General features: G+C 43.6%; 13 protein-coding genes. 8 read left to right on the top strand and 5 right to left on the bottom strand.

Features of this window, described 5'->3' with window-relative positions; genetic code table 11:
• Positions 1–4 precede the first annotated feature (4 nt).
• Positions 5–868: a TnsA endonuclease N-terminal domain-containing protein gene (locus tag L9Q39_RS17240; RefSeq protein ID WP_237486325.1), complete on the bottom strand. Its 864-nt coding sequence runs from the start codon at positions 866–868 to the stop codon at positions 5–7.
• Between the two features lie 981 nt (positions 869–1,849).
• On the opposite strand from L9Q39_RS17240, the gene L9Q39_RS17235 reads away from it, so the two are divergent.
• The 3 genes from L9Q39_RS17235 to L9Q39_RS17225 are packed head-to-tail and all read left to right on the top strand — an operon-like array spanning position 1,850 to position 5,276.
• Positions 1,850–2,761 carry a hypothetical protein gene (locus tag L9Q39_RS17235; RefSeq protein WP_176289535.1) on the top strand — a complete coding sequence of 304 codons (912 nt, stop codon included), beginning with the start codon at positions 1,850–1,852 and terminating at the stop codon, positions 2,759–2,761.
• Positions 2,761–3,234 (top strand): hypothetical protein, encoded by a 474-nt coding sequence (locus L9Q39_RS17230; protein ID WP_033008173.1) that lies wholly within the window; start codon positions 2,761–2,763, stop codon positions 3,232–3,234. The genes L9Q39_RS17235 and L9Q39_RS17230 overlap by 1 nt, the downstream gene beginning before the upstream one ends.
• A complete protein-coding gene (locus L9Q39_RS17225; RefSeq protein ID WP_176289534.1) occupies positions 3,228–5,276 on the top strand; it encodes an AAA family ATPase in 2,049 nt (682 codons plus the stop codon). Before L9Q39_RS17230 ends, L9Q39_RS17225 begins: the two co-directional genes overlap by 7 nt.
• Positions 5,277–5,606: 330 nt before the next feature.
• On the opposite strand, the gene gcvP is transcribed toward L9Q39_RS17225, so the two are convergent.
• Together gcvP and gcvH are read right to left on the bottom strand one after the other, a co-directional pair.
• Positions 5,607–8,471 (bottom strand): aminomethyl-transferring glycine dehydrogenase, encoded by a 2,865-nt coding sequence (gcvP, locus tag L9Q39_RS17220; RefSeq protein ID WP_237486324.1) that lies wholly within the window; start codon positions 8,469–8,471, stop codon positions 5,607–5,609.
• A gap of 234 nt (positions 8,472–8,705) precedes the next feature.
• Entirely contained in the window at positions 8,706–9,086 is a 381-nt protein-coding gene (gene gcvH, locus L9Q39_RS17215) for a glycine cleavage system protein GcvH (RefSeq protein WP_237486323.1), read from the bottom strand.
• Positions 9,087–9,464: 378 nt separating this feature from the next.
• On the opposite strand from gcvH, the gene L9Q39_RS17210 reads away from it, so the two are divergent.
• Both L9Q39_RS17210 and gcvT read left to right on the top strand, forming a co-directional pair.
• Positions 9,465–10,088 (top strand): helix-turn-helix domain-containing protein, encoded by a 624-nt coding sequence (locus L9Q39_RS17210; RefSeq protein ID WP_237486322.1) that lies wholly within the window; start codon positions 9,465–9,467, stop codon positions 10,086–10,088.
• A gap of 313 nt (positions 10,089–10,401) precedes the next feature.
• Positions 10,402–11,535 (top strand): glycine cleavage system aminomethyltransferase GcvT, encoded by a 1,134-nt coding sequence (gene gcvT / locus L9Q39_RS17205; RefSeq protein WP_237486321.1) that lies wholly within the window; start codon positions 10,402–10,404, stop codon positions 11,533–11,535.
• A 324-nt stretch (positions 11,536–11,859) separates the two neighbouring features.
• Here gcvT and L9Q39_RS17200 read toward each other — a convergent pair whose 3' ends face one another.
• Positions 11,860–12,018, bottom strand: a complete 159-nt coding sequence (locus tag L9Q39_RS17200; RefSeq protein ID WP_237486320.1) for a hypothetical protein — start codon at positions 12,016–12,018, stop codon at positions 11,860–11,862.
• A 356-nt stretch (positions 12,019–12,374) separates the two neighbouring features.
• Positions 12,375–12,536, bottom strand: coding sequence for a hypothetical protein (locus L9Q39_RS17195; protein WP_237486319.1), 162 nt, complete (start codon positions 12,534–12,536; stop codon positions 12,375–12,377).
• Positions 12,537–12,639: 103 nt separating this feature from the next.
• On the opposite strand from L9Q39_RS17195, the gene L9Q39_RS17190 reads away from it, so the two are divergent.
• Genes L9Q39_RS17190 through L9Q39_RS17180 form a run of 3 tightly spaced genes read left to right on the top strand, consistent with a single transcriptional unit; the run spans position 12,640 to position 16,572 of the window.
• Positions 12,640–14,451 (top strand): extracellular solute-binding protein, encoded by a 1,812-nt coding sequence (locus L9Q39_RS17190; protein WP_237486318.1) that lies wholly within the window; start codon positions 12,640–12,642, stop codon positions 14,449–14,451.
• Between the two features lie 9 nt (positions 14,452–14,460).
• A complete protein-coding gene (locus L9Q39_RS17185; protein WP_237486317.1) occupies positions 14,461–15,549 on the top strand; it encodes a microcin C ABC transporter permease YejB in 1,089 nt (362 codons plus the stop codon).
• A complete protein-coding gene (locus L9Q39_RS17180; RefSeq protein WP_237486316.1) occupies positions 15,550–16,572 on the top strand; it encodes an ABC transporter permease in 1,023 nt (340 codons plus the stop codon).
• Positions 16,573–16,576: the final 4 nt, after the last annotated feature.

The following is a 16,576-nucleotide window of genomic DNA, read 5'->3' as shown; positions in this document are numbered from 1 at the left end:
TTGATTAATTCTCATCGTGTTGCGTAATCATCATTACAGGGCGAAAAACTTCTATGCGCTCATTCAGGTCAACGTCTAGTTGACCTGAATACGCAAGATGTTGAAAGATCTCCAATGCAGCAAGTTCGGTTACATCGTGTACTAATGATGCGTGATTCAAATGCTGCTTTAGAGTTTTCTCTGGGGTGTTTATAAGGCTTCTGGTTAGAGTGTTTAACATCCCTTCGCACAGTGGGCCTTCGATTTGACTCTCGCGTATATGATGGTAGGTCTCTCTAAGCCATTGAAGGTTGTATGTTTTGTTGGGGTTTAAGTCTTCATCTGTTATTTGCGTTAGATGATGGTTATAACGCCCCCAGTACATCTCTTCAATTTTGAACTTTTGTTGGGTTCGTGTGACTTTTTGGGGAGACTCAAATTCAGTACTTAGAGCTGAGCTCGGTTTATAGTTATACGGCTGAATGCCAAGCTGGTCTCTCGTCGCATCATACAAGGTGACAACGAAATCCGTGGTCATGGTTGCAGCAGGAATATCTTTACCATCCCTTTCTTTGTATTTAGCAGGGTGTCGATAATTCAGATATTTAGCCCACTTGAGAGTTTCATTTAACGGTAAGGGGTATTGCTCTTGTATATCCAAGACTTCAGGATCGTGCTCAAGATGAAGGAATAGAGCAAGCTCACCTAAGCTGAATAAGTGATGGCAGCGTTTCGTCTTGTGACTGAAAACAATATGAGATAGACCGACACTATTTGAACGTCGAACTGTAATATATGGCTCGTACTCACCATTCTTAATCTTCTTTAAGTGTTTTTCTAATTTTCTGAGCTCATAGTTTGTTATGTATGGTTGCTTAACTATTTTCATATGCCTAATCCTCACTTACTAATATATTGTTAGCAGCCTTTCTAGGGTTTGTCTAACTGGGTGCGCTTGTAAGCCTATGTAAATAAAGGATTTATTATAACTTATATAATTGACTTAGAGCTTAGGGAGCTGAATTAGAAAAGCTTGTAATTCAATGTGATATTTGAAGGGATACATGGAATTTGCAGTTTTTCATTAGGCTTAATTATTATTCCTTATATAAATCGATATAGAATCTAATGTCTTTATATTTCATTGCTTTAAGAAATAATTGTTCACGGATCGTACACTTGGATTCCTAACTCAAAAAAAACTTATAAAACATGCAAATTTATTGTTCTGGTTGCTTATTTTCGACAGAGTTAGATATCTTTTTTAAAGAGGCTAGTATTACAAACATGTGATGATTAGTTAGGCTTGGTTATGGTTAGCGCAGAAAGATTTATCAGTATGGCATGGGAACTAGAGCTCACCATCTGCTCATTGATAACTGACCAAACACCAGAGGGCTACTTGGATGTGTGTAGAGACCAAGCTAAGAGTAGAGGCATAGATGTCTTTAATCTGAACTTTAATGAGTATGAATCCCCCCTAGCTGCTTTCGCAGCAGAAGAGAACCGAGAATTGGTTGCTACTTTGGAAGGTTGTAGACGCAAGACACTTGTCATTTTTGAAGGAGCTGACGCGCTGGCACCTTTGGAGTGTAATGAGACGTTTTGGCTGAGGTCACTACTTGCAAATACAAATGAAAGCTCTTTTCTAGTGTGTGTTTTCGTTACCGAGGGAAGAGACTTGTATGAGCGAGTAGAATCAGCATTTTTTGAAAGTATGATAAGCATAACTTCATAACACAATAAATCAGATGTCCTTATAGAACAGATAGATACAATTTGATTATGCTCACTGTTTATCAGTAATTAAGTTCTTATAATCTTATGTTTTAGTTTATGTTAATTGTCACGCATTATTGAGCTGATTTTAATGGAATTGAGCAATGACAAAGTATGGTTTCCTGATGAGTGGGAGACCCATGCAAATGACCTTTTGAAAGAACGCTACTCGTCTGCGAACTATATCCCTATACCTGATCATGATAAGGGGGATGGCGGCATAGAGGGCTTCTCTCTAGATGGACACGCCTACCAGATGTATTGCCCTGAAGAAGTAGAAAATGTCTCTAAGCTTTACGAAAAGCAACGTAATAAGATGACTAGGGACATTGGGAAGTTTATTACTAATACAGATAAAATGAGTGGTTTTTTTGGGGATCTAAAAATCAAAAGATGGATTTTAGTTGTACCCTCCCACAAAACAAAAGACCTAGTGGCTCATGCGACCAAAAAGACCTTAGAAGTTAAGGCTGCAAACCTCGATTACGTTGACAACAACGATTTCAGAGTTTTGATCTGGGATCGTAGTGAGTTTAAAAAAGAAGAAACCATGCTTTTGCAGGCAGGGTACGCCACTTTAAAGTTGAACATATCGGACATAGAGGAACATCATGTAGCCTCTTTTATAGAAGATACTTCGACGGAGTTTATGTCAAACCTGACTACTAAACTCAGTAAACTCAACTCAAATCCAAGTGTTGTTGCCAATGGTAAAGGTCTCTTAACGCGTAAGGCGATAATGTCACAAAACATGCTAACTGAACTAAAGGAAGATTATCCTGAGTTCCACAAAGCTATAACCTCGACGAAGGACAAACGGGCTGAAGAAATTTTCATCGAAGCTTTAGATTCATCACCTGAATCCCAAAGCATTGCTTATCAGAAAAATGTGTTGCGAGAGAAGTTAGAAAACTCTGCAAAACTACATGAAGACAATCTCGACACCATTGCTCTCGGAACTGTTGCTGATTGGCTAATGAACTGTACATTGGACTTCCACTAATGGATTTATTTGACATTGAACCCCAACACGGAATTAAGTTTAACTATAGAGGCGCTTCTGTAGACGCTGAACTTAGACCCCTCTGGCGTATTTCGTTGTTAGTATTGATTCTGTATAAACTTTGTTCTGGTAACAAAGCCAACTTGAAAAAAATCCAAGTGCTTTATGCACTTGTTTCATCAGATAAAAAGCGTGTTGCATATCGGGGAGGTTTGCTTTCTCGTGAGAATAGTAATATCCGTTTTGACCCGCTTGTTGATCGAGCAATAGATATAGGTATAGGTGAAAAGCTATTCATAATTGATGATGCAAAGAGTATCAAACTTACCCCTAAAGGGGTGCAGTTTGCAAAAAAAATAGATGCAGATTCGAATCTGTTCATTCTCGAAAGTGATTTCATCAATGCTTACTCGAAATCCCATTTTAACGATCAAAGAATTAACAATATCATTCAGGGTAATATCATATGTTAAACCTTGTAATAGAGAATCTATCTATTCGCACTCAAACCAATGATGGCCTTTATGGTACTGACATTCCTTTCACGCAAGGCCTCAACATAATTCATGCTGAGAACACGCATGGTAAGTCAACATGTATACAGTCCATTGTATACGCACTTGGTTTGGAAGGTTGTTTAGGCCCATCGAGAAAAGTACCCTTAAAAACAGCATTAACCAGCCAGTTGAGGGTCGAGGGCGGAAGAAAAGTTAGTGTAATTGGATCGAAAATATATCTTCAAATTTCTAACTCGAATAAGCGTATGACGATTATGAGGAGTAGTAATGAAGATAGAAAAGATCTGATTTCCGTTTATTTTGACCTGTCGGTTGAAGAAGTCCTCGAAAGGAATGACATTGAAAGCTCAGATTACTACTTAAGGGTTGAAGGAGCTGCATCACGGGAGAGAGGCTTTCACTACCTGCTTGCTGACTTCCTTGAGATAGAGCTTCCTAGAGTTACGAAGTATAACGGTGGTGAATCTCCACTATACCTAGAAGCCATATTTGCAATGAACTATGTTGAGCAAACGCGTGGATGGGGCGGTATTCTCAACATATTGCCAACGTACTTGGGTATAAAAGAGCTATCTGAGCGAGTAATCGAGTTCACCCTAGACCTAGATGCTAGAGATGTTGCAAAAAGAAGACAAGAACATACCCAGAAGAAGAAAGACGCTGAGAGAGTTTGGGAATTAGCTCTTGATAACCTCATGAATGAAGCGAAGAGAACATATGGTTTCGTTTCGAATCAGTTAGACGAAAAAATTGGAAAGAAAACACAATTAGCCAATGGTTCGTACCTTTATTTCTACGATTCTGACAATGCGGTGAGCTATAAAGAGCGTATTGAGAATTTAAATACCGCTTTGATTAAGCTAAAGCAGGAGTTCACTAATAGTAAGCTTGATTCTCAGAAACTTAGCAGACTAGAGCGTGATTTAGAGCAACAACAAACTCTTCTAAGTAGCCAAGAAAAGAGCATCAGTATGTTACTTTCGGACTTGTCAGTATCTGATAAGTACTTTGTTTCAATTAAGGATAGGATCCATGACGTCCAAGATAGTTTACGAAAGTATAAAGATCTCCAACGTCTTGAGGAAATAGGATCACAAGAGAATTTTTCTATAGTACAAAAGCAATGCCCAACCTGCCAAAGAAAAATGCCTGAAACACTGTTAACGGAGTTAGGAGATAATGACTCAAAGGTCTTGGGTTTAGGCGACAATATAAAATATCTGGAGAAGCAATTAGATGCATATAATGCGTTAGCGAAAGGAGAGGAACTAAAACTTGATAAAAAAGAAAACTTGTTGAGAGAGTCTCGTTCTGAATTAACTAAAACTCGTGCGCTCATAAGAAGTATCAAAGATAGTTTGATTGACTCAACTTCTGTACCTTCAAGAAGTGATATCAAGAAAGAGCTTCTTCTGGAAGGAGAGATCAGTTCATTGGAAAAAGCTCTCCGAAGTGAAGAAGAAATCAAAGGAAATATGGAAGAAGCCTTGTTGTCGTGGGGTATAGCGGAGAAAGCTCTAAGTGCACTCCCATTTAATGGTTTAAGCGCTAATGATCGTAGAAAGTTAAGCTCTTTGAAAAATAGTTTTGTAAATAATCTAGAAGCGTTTGGTTACAGCAGTAGTGATCTAAAAGACTTCGAAATATCAGAACGAAGCTTCAAACCTGCACTTAATGAGGTGGATATCAATTCAGAGGCATCTGCCAGCGATAACATTCGTGTTATTTGGTCATATCTATATTCAATGTTAACTCTAGATAGTGCTTCTGGACAGGAAACGAATCATTTGGGGTTACTAATCCTCGATGAACCTCGCCAACAAGAGGCTAAGAATGAAAGCTTTCAAGAGTTCATCGTAAAATCATCTGAAGTAAAGAAAATAGGTAAGCAGATAATCATAGGAACTAGTGAAGATTACAACAATCTTCAATCAGCTATTTCTGGACTTGATGTTGAGTTAAAGCACTTTGATTCATATATTATTGGTAAGCTATAACGAATCCTTTTTGCTACGGGTATAAGGAGTGTCGTCGTAACGTTGAAGCTGTAGTGAAACTATTTGTTTTGCTGCTGCGTTAGCTGCTTTAGCGAAAAGAGCAGCTTCCTCTGGAGTGTAAGCTTTCCGAGTTTTCCTTGATTTAACGTTAGTCATTGCTGAGTTCCTAGCATCGAAAATATGACACCATGTTAGACTAAAAACTGTGCAAAGAGAAAAGGCGAACCAAATGGTTCGCCTTTTGTTTTCAAGTTAGTTTCCAACTTAGTTATCGATTTCCAACTCGGTTATCACAGTTTTCAACTTAGTTATCTGTGATCAACCACACCCTTAATCCAAATAACTCTCAACACTTGGACAAGAGCAAATCAAGTTACGGTCGCCGTAAACATTGTCGACACGATTGACGGTTGGCCAGTATTTTGACTGCTTGGTTTGTTGTGATGGGAAGCAGGCTAACTCGCGTGAGTACGGACGTTCCCACTCTGCGGCTGCAAGATCCACTTGAGTGTGTGGTGCGTTGACCAGTGGGTTGTTGTCTAGTGGCCAGTCGCCTTGCTGAACTTGATGGATCTCGTTGCGAATCGCGATCATTGCTTCGCAGAAACGGTCGAGTTCTTCAAGATCTTCCGATTCTGTTGGCTCAATCATTAACGTGCCTGCGACTGGGAACGACATGGTAGGAGCGTGGAAACCATAGTCCATAAGACGCTTTGCGATATCTTCTTCGCTGATACCAGAGGCTTCTTTAATTGGTCGAATATCAATGATGCATTCGTGTGCAACACGTCCATTGCTGCCACGGTAAAGAACAGGGTAATGGGGCAGTAGACGCTCCATGACATAGTTGGCATTTAAGATCGCAACTTCAGTGGCTTCGGTTAAGCCGGGTGCGCCCGCCATGGCAATATATGCCCATGAGATTGGCAAGATAGAAGCACTGCCAAGGTCAGCCGCGGCAACCGAATAATCTGTGCCTTGAACACCATTTTCGACATGCCCCGGCAAGAACGGAGCAAGGTGCGATTTAACGCCGATAGGACCCATACCGGGACCGCCACCGCCGTGTGGAATACAGAACGTTTTGTGTAGGTTGAGGTGGGAAACATCTGAGCCGATCAAGCCCGGATTTGTTAAGCCAACCTGTGCGTTCATGTTAGCGCCATCCAGATAAACCTGACCACCGGCTTCATGGACCATCTCGCACACTTGTTTCACTTGTTCTTCATAAACACCGTGCGTCGACGGGTAGGTAATCATAATGCTAGCGAGTTGGTCGTGGTGTTTCTCAATCTTCGCCGCTAAGTCTTCAAGATCGATATTACCGTTATCATCGCATTTCACTACGACCACTTTCATTGACAACATTGAGGCTGTTGCTGGGTTGGTGCCATGCGCTGAGCTTGGAATTAGGCAAACATTACGGTGACCTTCGCCACGGCTTTGGTGGTAGCGTTGAATGGCAATAAGACCAGCGTATTCGCCCGATGCACCTGAGTTTGGTTGCAGAGAAAACTCGTCATAACCGGTAATTTCACACAGCTTCTGTTTCAAGTCTTGTGCAAGGGCGCTGTAGCCCGCGGCTTGTTCTAATGGAGCAAACGGGTGTAAGTTACCAAATTCTGGCCATGTGACCGGAATCATTTCAGATACGGCGTTTAACTTCATGGTACAGCTACCCAGCGGGATCATACCGTGAGTCAACGAGAAGTCTTTGTTCTCTAGCTGTTTCAAATAACGCATCATCTGCGTTTCACTATGATGAGTGTTAAACACTGGGTGAGTTAAATAACGTGTCTGGCGACGACAATTTTCAGGGATGGCCGAAAATTCATTGTCAGCAATAGTTGCTGAAAGTGATTCAATTGACTCGGTGACAGAGAATACGGTAAAGAGAGACTCAATATCCGCTGTCGTGGTTGTTTCATCAAAACTGACACCCAACTGCCCATCGAGTTGACGCAAGTTGATGTTTGCCTGCTGTGCTTTCTGATACAGAGCGTCAGTATTGGCACCACTCTTGATGGTAATCGTATCGAAGAAGTGATGGTTGGCGAGTTCATAGCCCGCTTTCACTAAACCAGCGGCAAGGATCGCCGTCATATGGTGCGTGCGACGAGCAATGGTTTTTAGTCCTTGCTCACCATGATACACCGCATAGAACGAAGCCATGTTGGCGAGTAGTGCTTGAGCGGTACAGATGTTAGACGTCGCTTTTTCACGACGGATATGTTGTTCGCGAGTCTGCATCGCCATACGCAAGGCTTGATTGCCTTTAGTGTCGATAGAAACACCAATCACGCGACCCGGCATGGTGCGCTTGTGCTTGTCTTTAGTTGCCATAAACGCGGCGTGTGGACCACCGTAACCAATCGGGACACCGAAACGTTGAGCAGAGCCAATCACCACATCCGCGCCCATTTCGCCAGCCGGCTTAAGAATAGCAGAGGCTAGAAGATCAGTAGCGACCGTTACTAGGGTTTTGTTGGCTTGAGCCGTGGCGATGATATCGGTCAGATCGCGAACTTCGCCTGTGGTGTTCGGGTATTGCAGTAGGGCACCAAACACGTCCGATTGCGCTAACGTTTCGATTGGCGCCACGGTCACATCGAAACCAATAAACTCAGCACGGGTTTTCACTACCGCAATGGTCTGCGGGTGAACATCATCAGCGACAAAGAACGTGTTACTTTTGCTTTTTCCTGCGCGTTTGCACAGTGTCATTGCTTCGGCAGCGGCAGTCGCTTCATCGAGCAGTGACGCATTGGCAATTTCCATCCCAGTCAGGTCCATGACCATTTGCTGGAAGTTAAGCAGGGCTTCAAGGCGACCTTGAGAGATCTCAGGTTGGTATGGTGTATAGGCGGTGTACCAACCTGGGTTTTCCATCACATTGCGCAGGATGACATTCGGAGTGAAGGTGTTGTAATAACCCTGACCAATAAAAGTACGTTTAAGTTGGTTCATATCCGCGAACTTGCGCATTTCAACCAGCATGTCCGATTCACTCATTGCGTCGGCCAAGACCATTGGCGCTTCAAGACGGATTTGGCTTGGTACCGTCTCATCAATCAGTGCATCTAAAGAAGCAAGCTTCATTGCTTGCAGCATTTTTTGTTGGTCAGCCTTATTTGGGCCATTATGTCTCGCCACAAACTCATGTTGTGTGCTGAGGCTTTTTATTAATTCAGTCATGGTTCCTTCACTCTCTGGCGGTCTTCTACGAGACCTTTGAATCGATTGTGGTTATTGTCTATTTACGAGCAATAGACAAGTAATGAGCAACAGACCAGTTATGAGCAGTAGACAAGTTATGAGAATAGGTGAGGTTGGCGAGCAACCGTCACCTATATTAATGACTCATTGGTTTATTACTCATTTACTCATTGGTTTGTTGCGTATTGAAGTAACAATCAGTTCGTTGTGCGATTACTCGTCTTCAATCGACGCAAGATACTCTTCAGCGCCTTTTAGGTTGTTCAGTTCGTCAGCGTCAGACAGACGGACTTTAACGATCCAACCGCCTTCGTAGGATTCTTCGTTGATTAGCTCTGGGCTATCTTCGAGTTCTTCATTGATCTCGATGATTTCACCTGAAACTGGCGCATAGATATCAGAAGCCGCTTTGACGGATTCAACCAAAGAAAAGCTTTCACCCGCCTCAATTTCATCTTCAACGTCAGGTAAGTCAACAAAAACGACGTCGCCTAGCATTTCTTGAGCATGCTCTGAAATACCAATAGTCACCGTACCGTCACCGTTGTCACGTACCCATTCATGGCTATCAGAAAACTTCAAAGTGTTGTCCATTGCATTATCTCCAGTATCAACAATGTTTAATTAAAAATTTCGTTTGGTCAGAGCTCGACGTTTTGTCCAGTCCTTATGGCCCATAACTTATGTTCATAATAGGCACTGCCGCAAACATCTGCTTATTTAACGTTCATCGTCTTGGCTTGTATCGACGACAGGTCGCAGATTAAGGCAGGCAATGCCTTTGTGATATTCGTCTACAAGCGGATAACATACCTTTGCAGCAATCAACAATCAATCAATAATTTCCTATAGGAAACATTGTTTCATCTGTGAGATGCAGTCCACAGTTTTATCGCAACTTGGCTTTAATCCCATGCAAGCTTCATGTCACAATGCTGTCCATTGATAGATAAATAGAGTGTGAGATGGGCAATGCCTGAAGAAATCCATGATGAATATCCATCGATTGCCTTAGCGAAACAGGTGGAAGGCGATACGATTGAGCCGCTGAAGCTCGGAGCAAGAATCAAAGAGATCCGCGTTAAGCTAGGTTTAACGCTTGAAGAGGCGAGTCAGCGCACCGGACTTGCTCGTTCCACCTTGAGTAAAATCGAGAATGAGCAGATTTCTCCCACCTATCAAGCGATGCAGAAACTGGCTGCCGGACTGCATATCGATATGCCGCAACTATTTGAACCACCAAAGAAAAATCTGGCAACAGGGCGAAGAGATTTAACCCTCAAAGGGCAAGGTAAACCACACCCAACGCCAACCTATGAACATGAGTTGTTGGCGACTCAGATATCCCATAAAAAAATGATGCCGTTTAAGAGCACTATCCGCGCTCGTTCATTTGAGGAATACGGTGACTGGGTAAGGCATGACGGCGAAGAGTTTCTGCTGATTTTATCTGGTGAGGTGCTGTTCTTCTCTGAGTTTTATGAGCCATTAGCGATGAGTGAAGGAGACAGCATTTATTACGATGCCAATATGGGGCATATGTTGATATCGACCAGTGAACAGGATGCGCAAATTCTTTGGGTAACGGCCACTTAATTCAAATTGTTAGGTTTCCTATAGGAAAAGCAAACGTTTATCTGCTGAGTAAATCGCCGCTTAAACGGACTGTTTTGGTGCCTTTTATCGCTTTTAATGAGATTTTTGTGTTTCAAGCTTGTTAAATGATGCTGAGCTAGGCATGCTTGTTTATTATTGGAAACTAGAATTTAGGTGCTAGGTGCTAGGTGCTAGGTGCTAGGTGCTAGGTAATTAGGAAAATAGGGAATTAGGCGGGGCGTTGTGGGTCAGTGTATGGAACTGGTCGGGCGTTACTGTTTTGAATCGTCAAATTATGCCAATGGAGATCAATATGGCACACGAATCTGAAAATCAGACTTTATTACAGACTCCTCTGTATTCACTTCACATGGAAGCTGGCGCGAAAATGGTGCCGTTCGCAGGCTATGAAATGCCTGTGCAGTATTCTCTCGGTGTAAAAAAAGAGCATCTACATTGTCGCGCAGCTGCGGGACTATTTGACGTTTCGCATATGGGGCAGTTGCGCTTAAAAGGCGAAAATGCCGCTGCTATGCTTGAGACTCTGGTTCCGGTCGACATTATTGATTTGCCAGCGGGTAAACAGCGCTACGCGTTTTTTACCAATGAGCAAGGCGGAATATTGGATGACTTAATGGTGGCCAACATGGGCGATCATTTGTTTGTTGTGGTCAATGCGGCTTGTAAACAACAAGATATTGAGCATCTCAAACAGCACTTAGCAGAAGGTGTTGAGCTAGAGATTATAGAAGATAGAGCTTTGTTGGCACTGCAAGGTCCGCAAGCGGTGGATGTGCTGGCCGAGCTACAACCTCAAGTGAGCCAAATGCTGTTTATGGATGTGGCGCAACTTACCATTGACGGTGTTGAATGTATCGTCAGTCGTTCAGGTTATACCGGTGAAGATGGTTTTGAAATCTCTGTACCGTCTGAGCATGCGGCAGCGGTTGCACAAAAATTAATGACCAACGATGCGGTTGAATGGATTGGTCTTGGGGCGCGTGACTCGTTACGTTTAGAGTGTGGTTTGTGCCTTTACGGTCACGATTTGGACCCAACAACCACGCCCGTTGAAGCGAGTCTATTGTGGGGCATCCAAAAAGTGCGTCGTAATGAAGGCGCAAGAGCGGGTGGTTTTCCCGGTGCAGATGTGATCCTGTCACAAATTGAATCCAAGCAAGTCAATCGTAAGAGAGTCGGTTTGATTGGTCAAAGCAAAGCGCCGGTTCGTGAAGGGTGTAAGCTATTTGATTCACAAGGTAATGAGATTGGTATCGTGACCAGTGGTACATCAGGACCGACAGCAGGTAAACCGGTTTCAATGGGTTACGTTAGCACCGAGTTTGCAGCGATAGGCAGCGAGGTGATGGCGGAAGTTCGTGGCAAGTTGTTACCAATGACGGTTGAGAAAATGCCGTTTGTGCCACAACGATACTACCGTGGTTAAGTCGATTAAGAGTTATCGCAAGCCCTAGCAATGAGGCGAAAGCTGATTGGATAATTATTGAAGAGAGACCGAATGGTCTCTCTTTTTTTTGGCATCGGGGAACACAGCACCAAAGGCCGTGGTTTCTGTCCCTTTTTCAATTGCTACCGGATATAACATTTTTTACGCCTAAACAGTGAGTTTCAGAATCGAAGGGAGCTTTATAGCCCCGCCTGTTTCCTAATGGTTTGAACCCGTCCAACCCCTAATAACCCCAAAGGTTTATGAAGCTAATTTTACATTAATGAACTTATTCTATAGTGCCCACTTGCGCGATTTTTGTAATCATTGACAATTCAAGTCACCGAGCGCCGCGCAGCGCTGTTGTTGTATTTGTTCCTCGTGTTGTATTTTTTCAGACATGGCACGAGAGTCCATATCTGTGTCACTGCTCGCACAACCCCAAACTAGTACCGATAAACCGATGATTGCAATCACTCTCATGAATGACACTCCTTTGCATTATAAATATTCGCTTAACAATTAAGTATATGACGTAATGGTTAGCTGTGTAGCAAACGTGACCGGGATATTTTGATTTTTGGTATTGGAACGTACTTTTGGGTTTTGATCGAACAATGTGGGTGGTGTTGCCTTGCGCTTTGCATAGTCATTTATATCAGTTAACGACTTTTCCCTGTGCTTTGCCCTCCAAGCCTTGAAAACTCGGTGAAATACAGCTATTTATAATACTTAGACTCAAATTTTATTCGCTAGCTTCAAATTAGAATAACTAGGCTTTAGTATGCATCGTGCACCCAATGTTCCATGGTGGTGTCAGTTGAGTGGCAAGGCACAATCTATAGACGCTCGACATATTGGTCATCGAAGCATTTACCATTGAAATATTTACCATCGGAATATGGGTCTTGTAAATATAATAAGGTTTCATCATGAGCAATGGTATGCTGTGACATGCCCAGTTTTGAGTGACTCTGCGGCATGGTTAATACGCGTTTCACAACAAGCTCTCATGATAGAGATATGGAATAGAATAACTTTTGAAAGCAGCGTTTAAGCGAGCGCAATCGCAACCCGCTTGCTATCAGCGATTAAGGGAAAAGGATGACGTCGATTTCTAAACTTGGATGGTTAGCGCTACTCTCTGCTAACTGTTTTGCCGCCAATGTAATTGAAACCACCACCTTGGTGGGATTTGGGCAGGCAAAATACCCAGATAACTTCACCCACTTTGAATATGTCAATCCCAACGCCCCCAAGTATGGTCGAGTGACTTACGGTCGGATCGGCACCTACGATAATTTTAACCGTTTTGCCTCACGCGGTGTTGCCGCTGCGGCGTCCGGTAATCTCTACGATACCTTGATGTTCTCACCCAGTGATGAGATAGACAGCTATTATCCGTTGATCACCCAAAGCCTGCGCTATTCAGATGATTACATGTGGATGGAGCTGGAGTTGAATCCCAATGCGAAATTTAATGATGGTCATCCAATCACCGCCAGTGATGTGGCTTTCACCTTCAATAAGTTTATGACGGAAGGGGTTCCGCAATATCGAGCTTATTATAAAGACATCAAGTCGGTGACTGCGGTGTCAGAGCACAAAGTGCGTATCGAAATGTCGGCGGGCAATAAAGAAAAGCTGTTTAGTTTTGCTCAAGCAACGCGCGTTTTACCTGAGCACTTTTGGAAAGATAAGAACTTTTCAGAACCGCTAAATGAGCCACCAGTTGGTAGCGGTGCTTATAAAATCGTTGATTATAAGATTGGTCAGAGTGTGACTTATCAGTTGGATGATAACTACTGGGCTAAGTCATTGCCGGTCAATGTTGGTCGCCATAACTTCAACACTGTCCAATACGATTACTATCGTGATGATACGGTGATGCTTGAAGCGTTCAAAGCAGGAGAGTTCGATATTCGTGAGGAATCGAGCGCCAAGTTTTGGGCAAGTTCATACACTGGCGTGAATTTCGACAAGGGCTATATCATCAAACAAGAGATTGAACACCATAAGCCGATGGCGACTCAGGCGTTCGTGTTCAATACCCAACGTGAAGTGTTCAAAGATCCTAAGGTTCGTGAAGCATTAAATTACGCGATGGACTTTCAGTGGATGAACAAAAATATGTTCTACGACCAGTACACGCGTACTCGTAGCTACTTCCAAAATACCCCATATGAAGCGAAAGGATTGCCAAGCAAGGCGGAACTTGAGGTGCTGACACCGTTTAAAGCGTCGATTCCTGCGCGAGTATTTACTGAAGAATACAATCCACCCGTCACCGATGGTTCGGGTCGAATTCGTCCACAGATGCGCAAGGCGTTTGCACTGCTTAAAGAAGCAGGTTGGGAACTGAAAAACAAAGTGATGACCCATGTAGAAACGGGTGAGCGATTAAGCTTTGAATTGCTTATCTATAGCCCGACTACCGAGCGTTACGCCATTCCGATTCAAAAGAATATGCGCGCGATGGGGATAGACATGCGTATCCGTACCATCGACACCACTCAATACACCAAGCGTCTGCGAGACCGAGACTTTGATATGGTTTCTTCATCGTATTACGCCAATGCCTATCCTAATTCGGATCTGAAAATTGTTTGGAATTCTAACTTTATTGATTCGACCTACAACACCGCGGGTGTGATGGATCCAGTGATTGATTCGCTGACCGACCAGATCGCTGACAGTCAAGATAACCCAGATAAACTATTGGCGTTGGGTCGAGCGTTTGATCGTGTGCTGCAATGGAATTATTACATTATTCCTCAGTGGTATATCAAAAAATATCGAGTTGCGACCTGGGATAAATTCGAGCGTCCTGCTGTCTTACCTACCTATGATTTAGGTATCGACACTTGGTGGGTATCGAAACAGAAAGCTGAACAATTACCAGAAAAACGTCGTTAAGAGGGACTGATGGCAGCCTATATATTCAGGCGATTATTGTTGGTGATACCCACACTCTGGGCCATTATCACCATCAATTTCTTTATTATTCAGATCGCACCCGGTGGTCCGGTTGAACAAGCGATTGCGCAGATGCAGGGCTTGAATTCCGGTGTTATGGAGCGCTTTAGTGGCGGCGGCACGGAGGTCGAACTTGAATCGGGCTCCGGTGACGAAGCAACAGGGTACAAGGGCTCGCGCGGGTTAGACCCGGAAGTGGTAGAGGCTATCAAGCAGCAGTTTGGTTTTGATAAGCCGATTCACGTGCGTTATTTCGATATGCTGAAAAACTACGCCATGTTTAATTTTGGCGACAGTTTATTCCGAGGCGGTAACGTGATTGATCTGATTAAAGATCGATTGCCGGTCTCCATTTCCCTTGGGTTATGGAGCACGCTAATCATCTATTTGATTTCAATTCCTTTAGGCATACTGAAAGCGATTCACCACGGCTCCCGCTTTGATGTTTGGTCAAGCGCCATGATTATTGTCGGTTATGCCATACCGGGCTTCTTATTTGCCATTATTCTGATCATTTTGTTTGCCAGCGGTAACTATTTTAGTTGGTTCCCGCTGCGCGGCTTAGTGTCGAGTAACTTTGACCAACTCAATTGGTACCAACAGATCTTGGATTACTTTTGGCATTTGACCCTACCGATCCTCGCGATGGTGATTGGGGGCTTTGCTACCTTGAGTATGCTGACCAAGAACTCCTTTCTCGATGAGATAAACAAGCAATACGTGGTCACGGCTCGAGCCAAAGGGTTGGATGAGCGTAGCATTCTCTACAAGCACGTCTTTAGAAATGCGATGTTGATTATCATTGCTGGTTTCCCGAGTGCGTTTATCAGTATTTTCTTCACGGGTTCAATGTTGATCGAAGTGATGTTCTCGCTCGAAGGTATTGGTTTATTGGGCTTTGAATCAACCATTCAACGCGATTACCCAGTGGTATTTAGTTCACTGTATATCATGACGTTATTGGGTCTGATTTTGAGTATTATTTCTGACTTAACCTATACCTGGGTTGACCCACGTATTGACTTTGAGGCGCGATAAATGGCGATGAACCCACTCACCCAAGCGCGCTGGCAGAGATTTAAAAGCAATAAACGTGGCTACTGGTCGACTTGGCTGTTCTTTATTCTATTTTTCCTTAGCCTGTTCGCAGAGCTGATTGCTAACGATAAGCCGTTATTAGTCGAATACGATAATCAATGGTATTACCCCATCGCTTATCAATATGCCGAGACCGAATTTGGTGGCGAGTTTGAGACCGAAGCGGACTACACCGATCCTTACGTTATTGAGTTAATTCAAGAGCAGGGCTTTATTATCTGGCCACTGATTCGCTTTAGTTATGACACCATCAATTATGACATCGTTGCCTCGGTGCCTTCTGCGCCAGACAGCGTTAACTGGTTGGGCACCGATGATAAGGGTAGGGATGTACTGGCGCGTATTATTTACGGCTTTAGGATCTCGGTGCTGTTTGGTTTTATCCTTACCCTGGTGTCGAGCATTGTTGGTGTGGCAGTGGGCGCGACGCAAGGCTACTACGGAGGTTGGCTCGATCTGCTTGGGCAGCGATTTATTGAAGTCTGGTCAGGGATGCCAACGCTATTTTTGCTGATCATCTTATCGAGTTTTGTGGAACCCAATTTTTGGTGGCTGCTGGGCATTATGGTGCTGTTTAGCTGGATGAGTTTGGTCGGCGTGGTACGTGCTGAATTTTTACGATGCCGTAATTTCGATTATGTTAAAGCCGCTCATGCCATGGGGGTGGATGATAAACGGATTATGCTGCGTCATATGCTGCCGAATGCCATGGTGGCGTCGCTAACCATGATGCCGTTTATTCTTTCTGGCTCGGTCACCACACTGACATCGCTTGATTTTCTGGGCTTTGGTTTGCCGGCGGGTTCGCCTTCTTTAGGTGAGTTATTAGCGCAAGGTAAAGCCAATTTGCAAGCGCCGTGGTTGGGCTTATCCGCGTTTGCGGTTCTGTCTGTCATGTTGACCTTACTGGTTTTCGCTGGCGAGGCGGTGCGTGATGCCTTTGACCCTCACCAACATGGATAATAAA

Source organism: Vibrio hippocampi, from assembly GCF_921292975.1.
Classification (GTDB): Bacteria; Pseudomonadota; Gammaproteobacteria; order Enterobacterales; family Vibrionaceae; genus Vibrio; species Vibrio hippocampi.
The sequence above is the reverse complement of the archived record's forward strand: the minus strand, read 5'-3'. Positions and strand labels throughout refer to the sequence as shown.

Coding starts and splice junctions, on each gene's coding strand:
- L9Q39_RS17240 (WP_237486325.1), bottom strand. CDS start 868: ATGAAAATAGTTAAGCAACCATACATAACAAACTATGAGCTCAGAAAA.
- L9Q39_RS17235 (WP_176289535.1), top strand. CDS start 1,850: ATGGAATTGAGCAATGACAAAGTATGGTTTCCTGATGAGTGGGAGACC.
- L9Q39_RS17230 (WP_033008173.1), top strand. CDS start 2,761: ATGGATTTATTTGACATTGAACCCCAACACGGAATTAAGTTTAACTAT.
- L9Q39_RS17225 (WP_176289534.1), top strand. CDS start 3,228: ATGTTAAACCTTGTAATAGAGAATCTATCTATTCGCACTCAAACCAAT.
- gcvP (WP_237486324.1), bottom strand. CDS start 8,471: ATGACTGAATTAATAAAAAGCCTCAGCACACAACATGAGTTTGTGGCG.
- gcvH (WP_237486323.1), bottom strand. CDS start 9,086: ATGGACAACACTTTGAAGTTTTCTGATAGCCATGAATGGGTACGTGAC.
- L9Q39_RS17210 (WP_237486322.1), top strand. CDS start 9,465: ATGCCTGAAGAAATCCATGATGAATATCCATCGATTGCCTTAGCGAAA.
- gcvT (WP_237486321.1), top strand. CDS start 10,402: ATGGCACACGAATCTGAAAATCAGACTTTATTACAGACTCCTCTGTAT.
- L9Q39_RS17200 (WP_237486320.1), bottom strand. CDS start 12,018: ATGAGAGTGATTGCAATCATCGGTTTATCGGTACTAGTTTGGGGTTGT.
- L9Q39_RS17190 (WP_237486318.1), top strand. CDS start 12,640: ATGACGTCGATTTCTAAACTTGGATGGTTAGCGCTACTCTCTGCTAAC.
- L9Q39_RS17185 (WP_237486317.1), top strand. CDS start 14,461: ATGGCAGCCTATATATTCAGGCGATTATTGTTGGTGATACCCACACTC.
- L9Q39_RS17180 (WP_237486316.1), top strand. CDS start 15,550: ATGGCGATGAACCCACTCACCCAAGCGCGCTGGCAGAGATTTAAAAGC.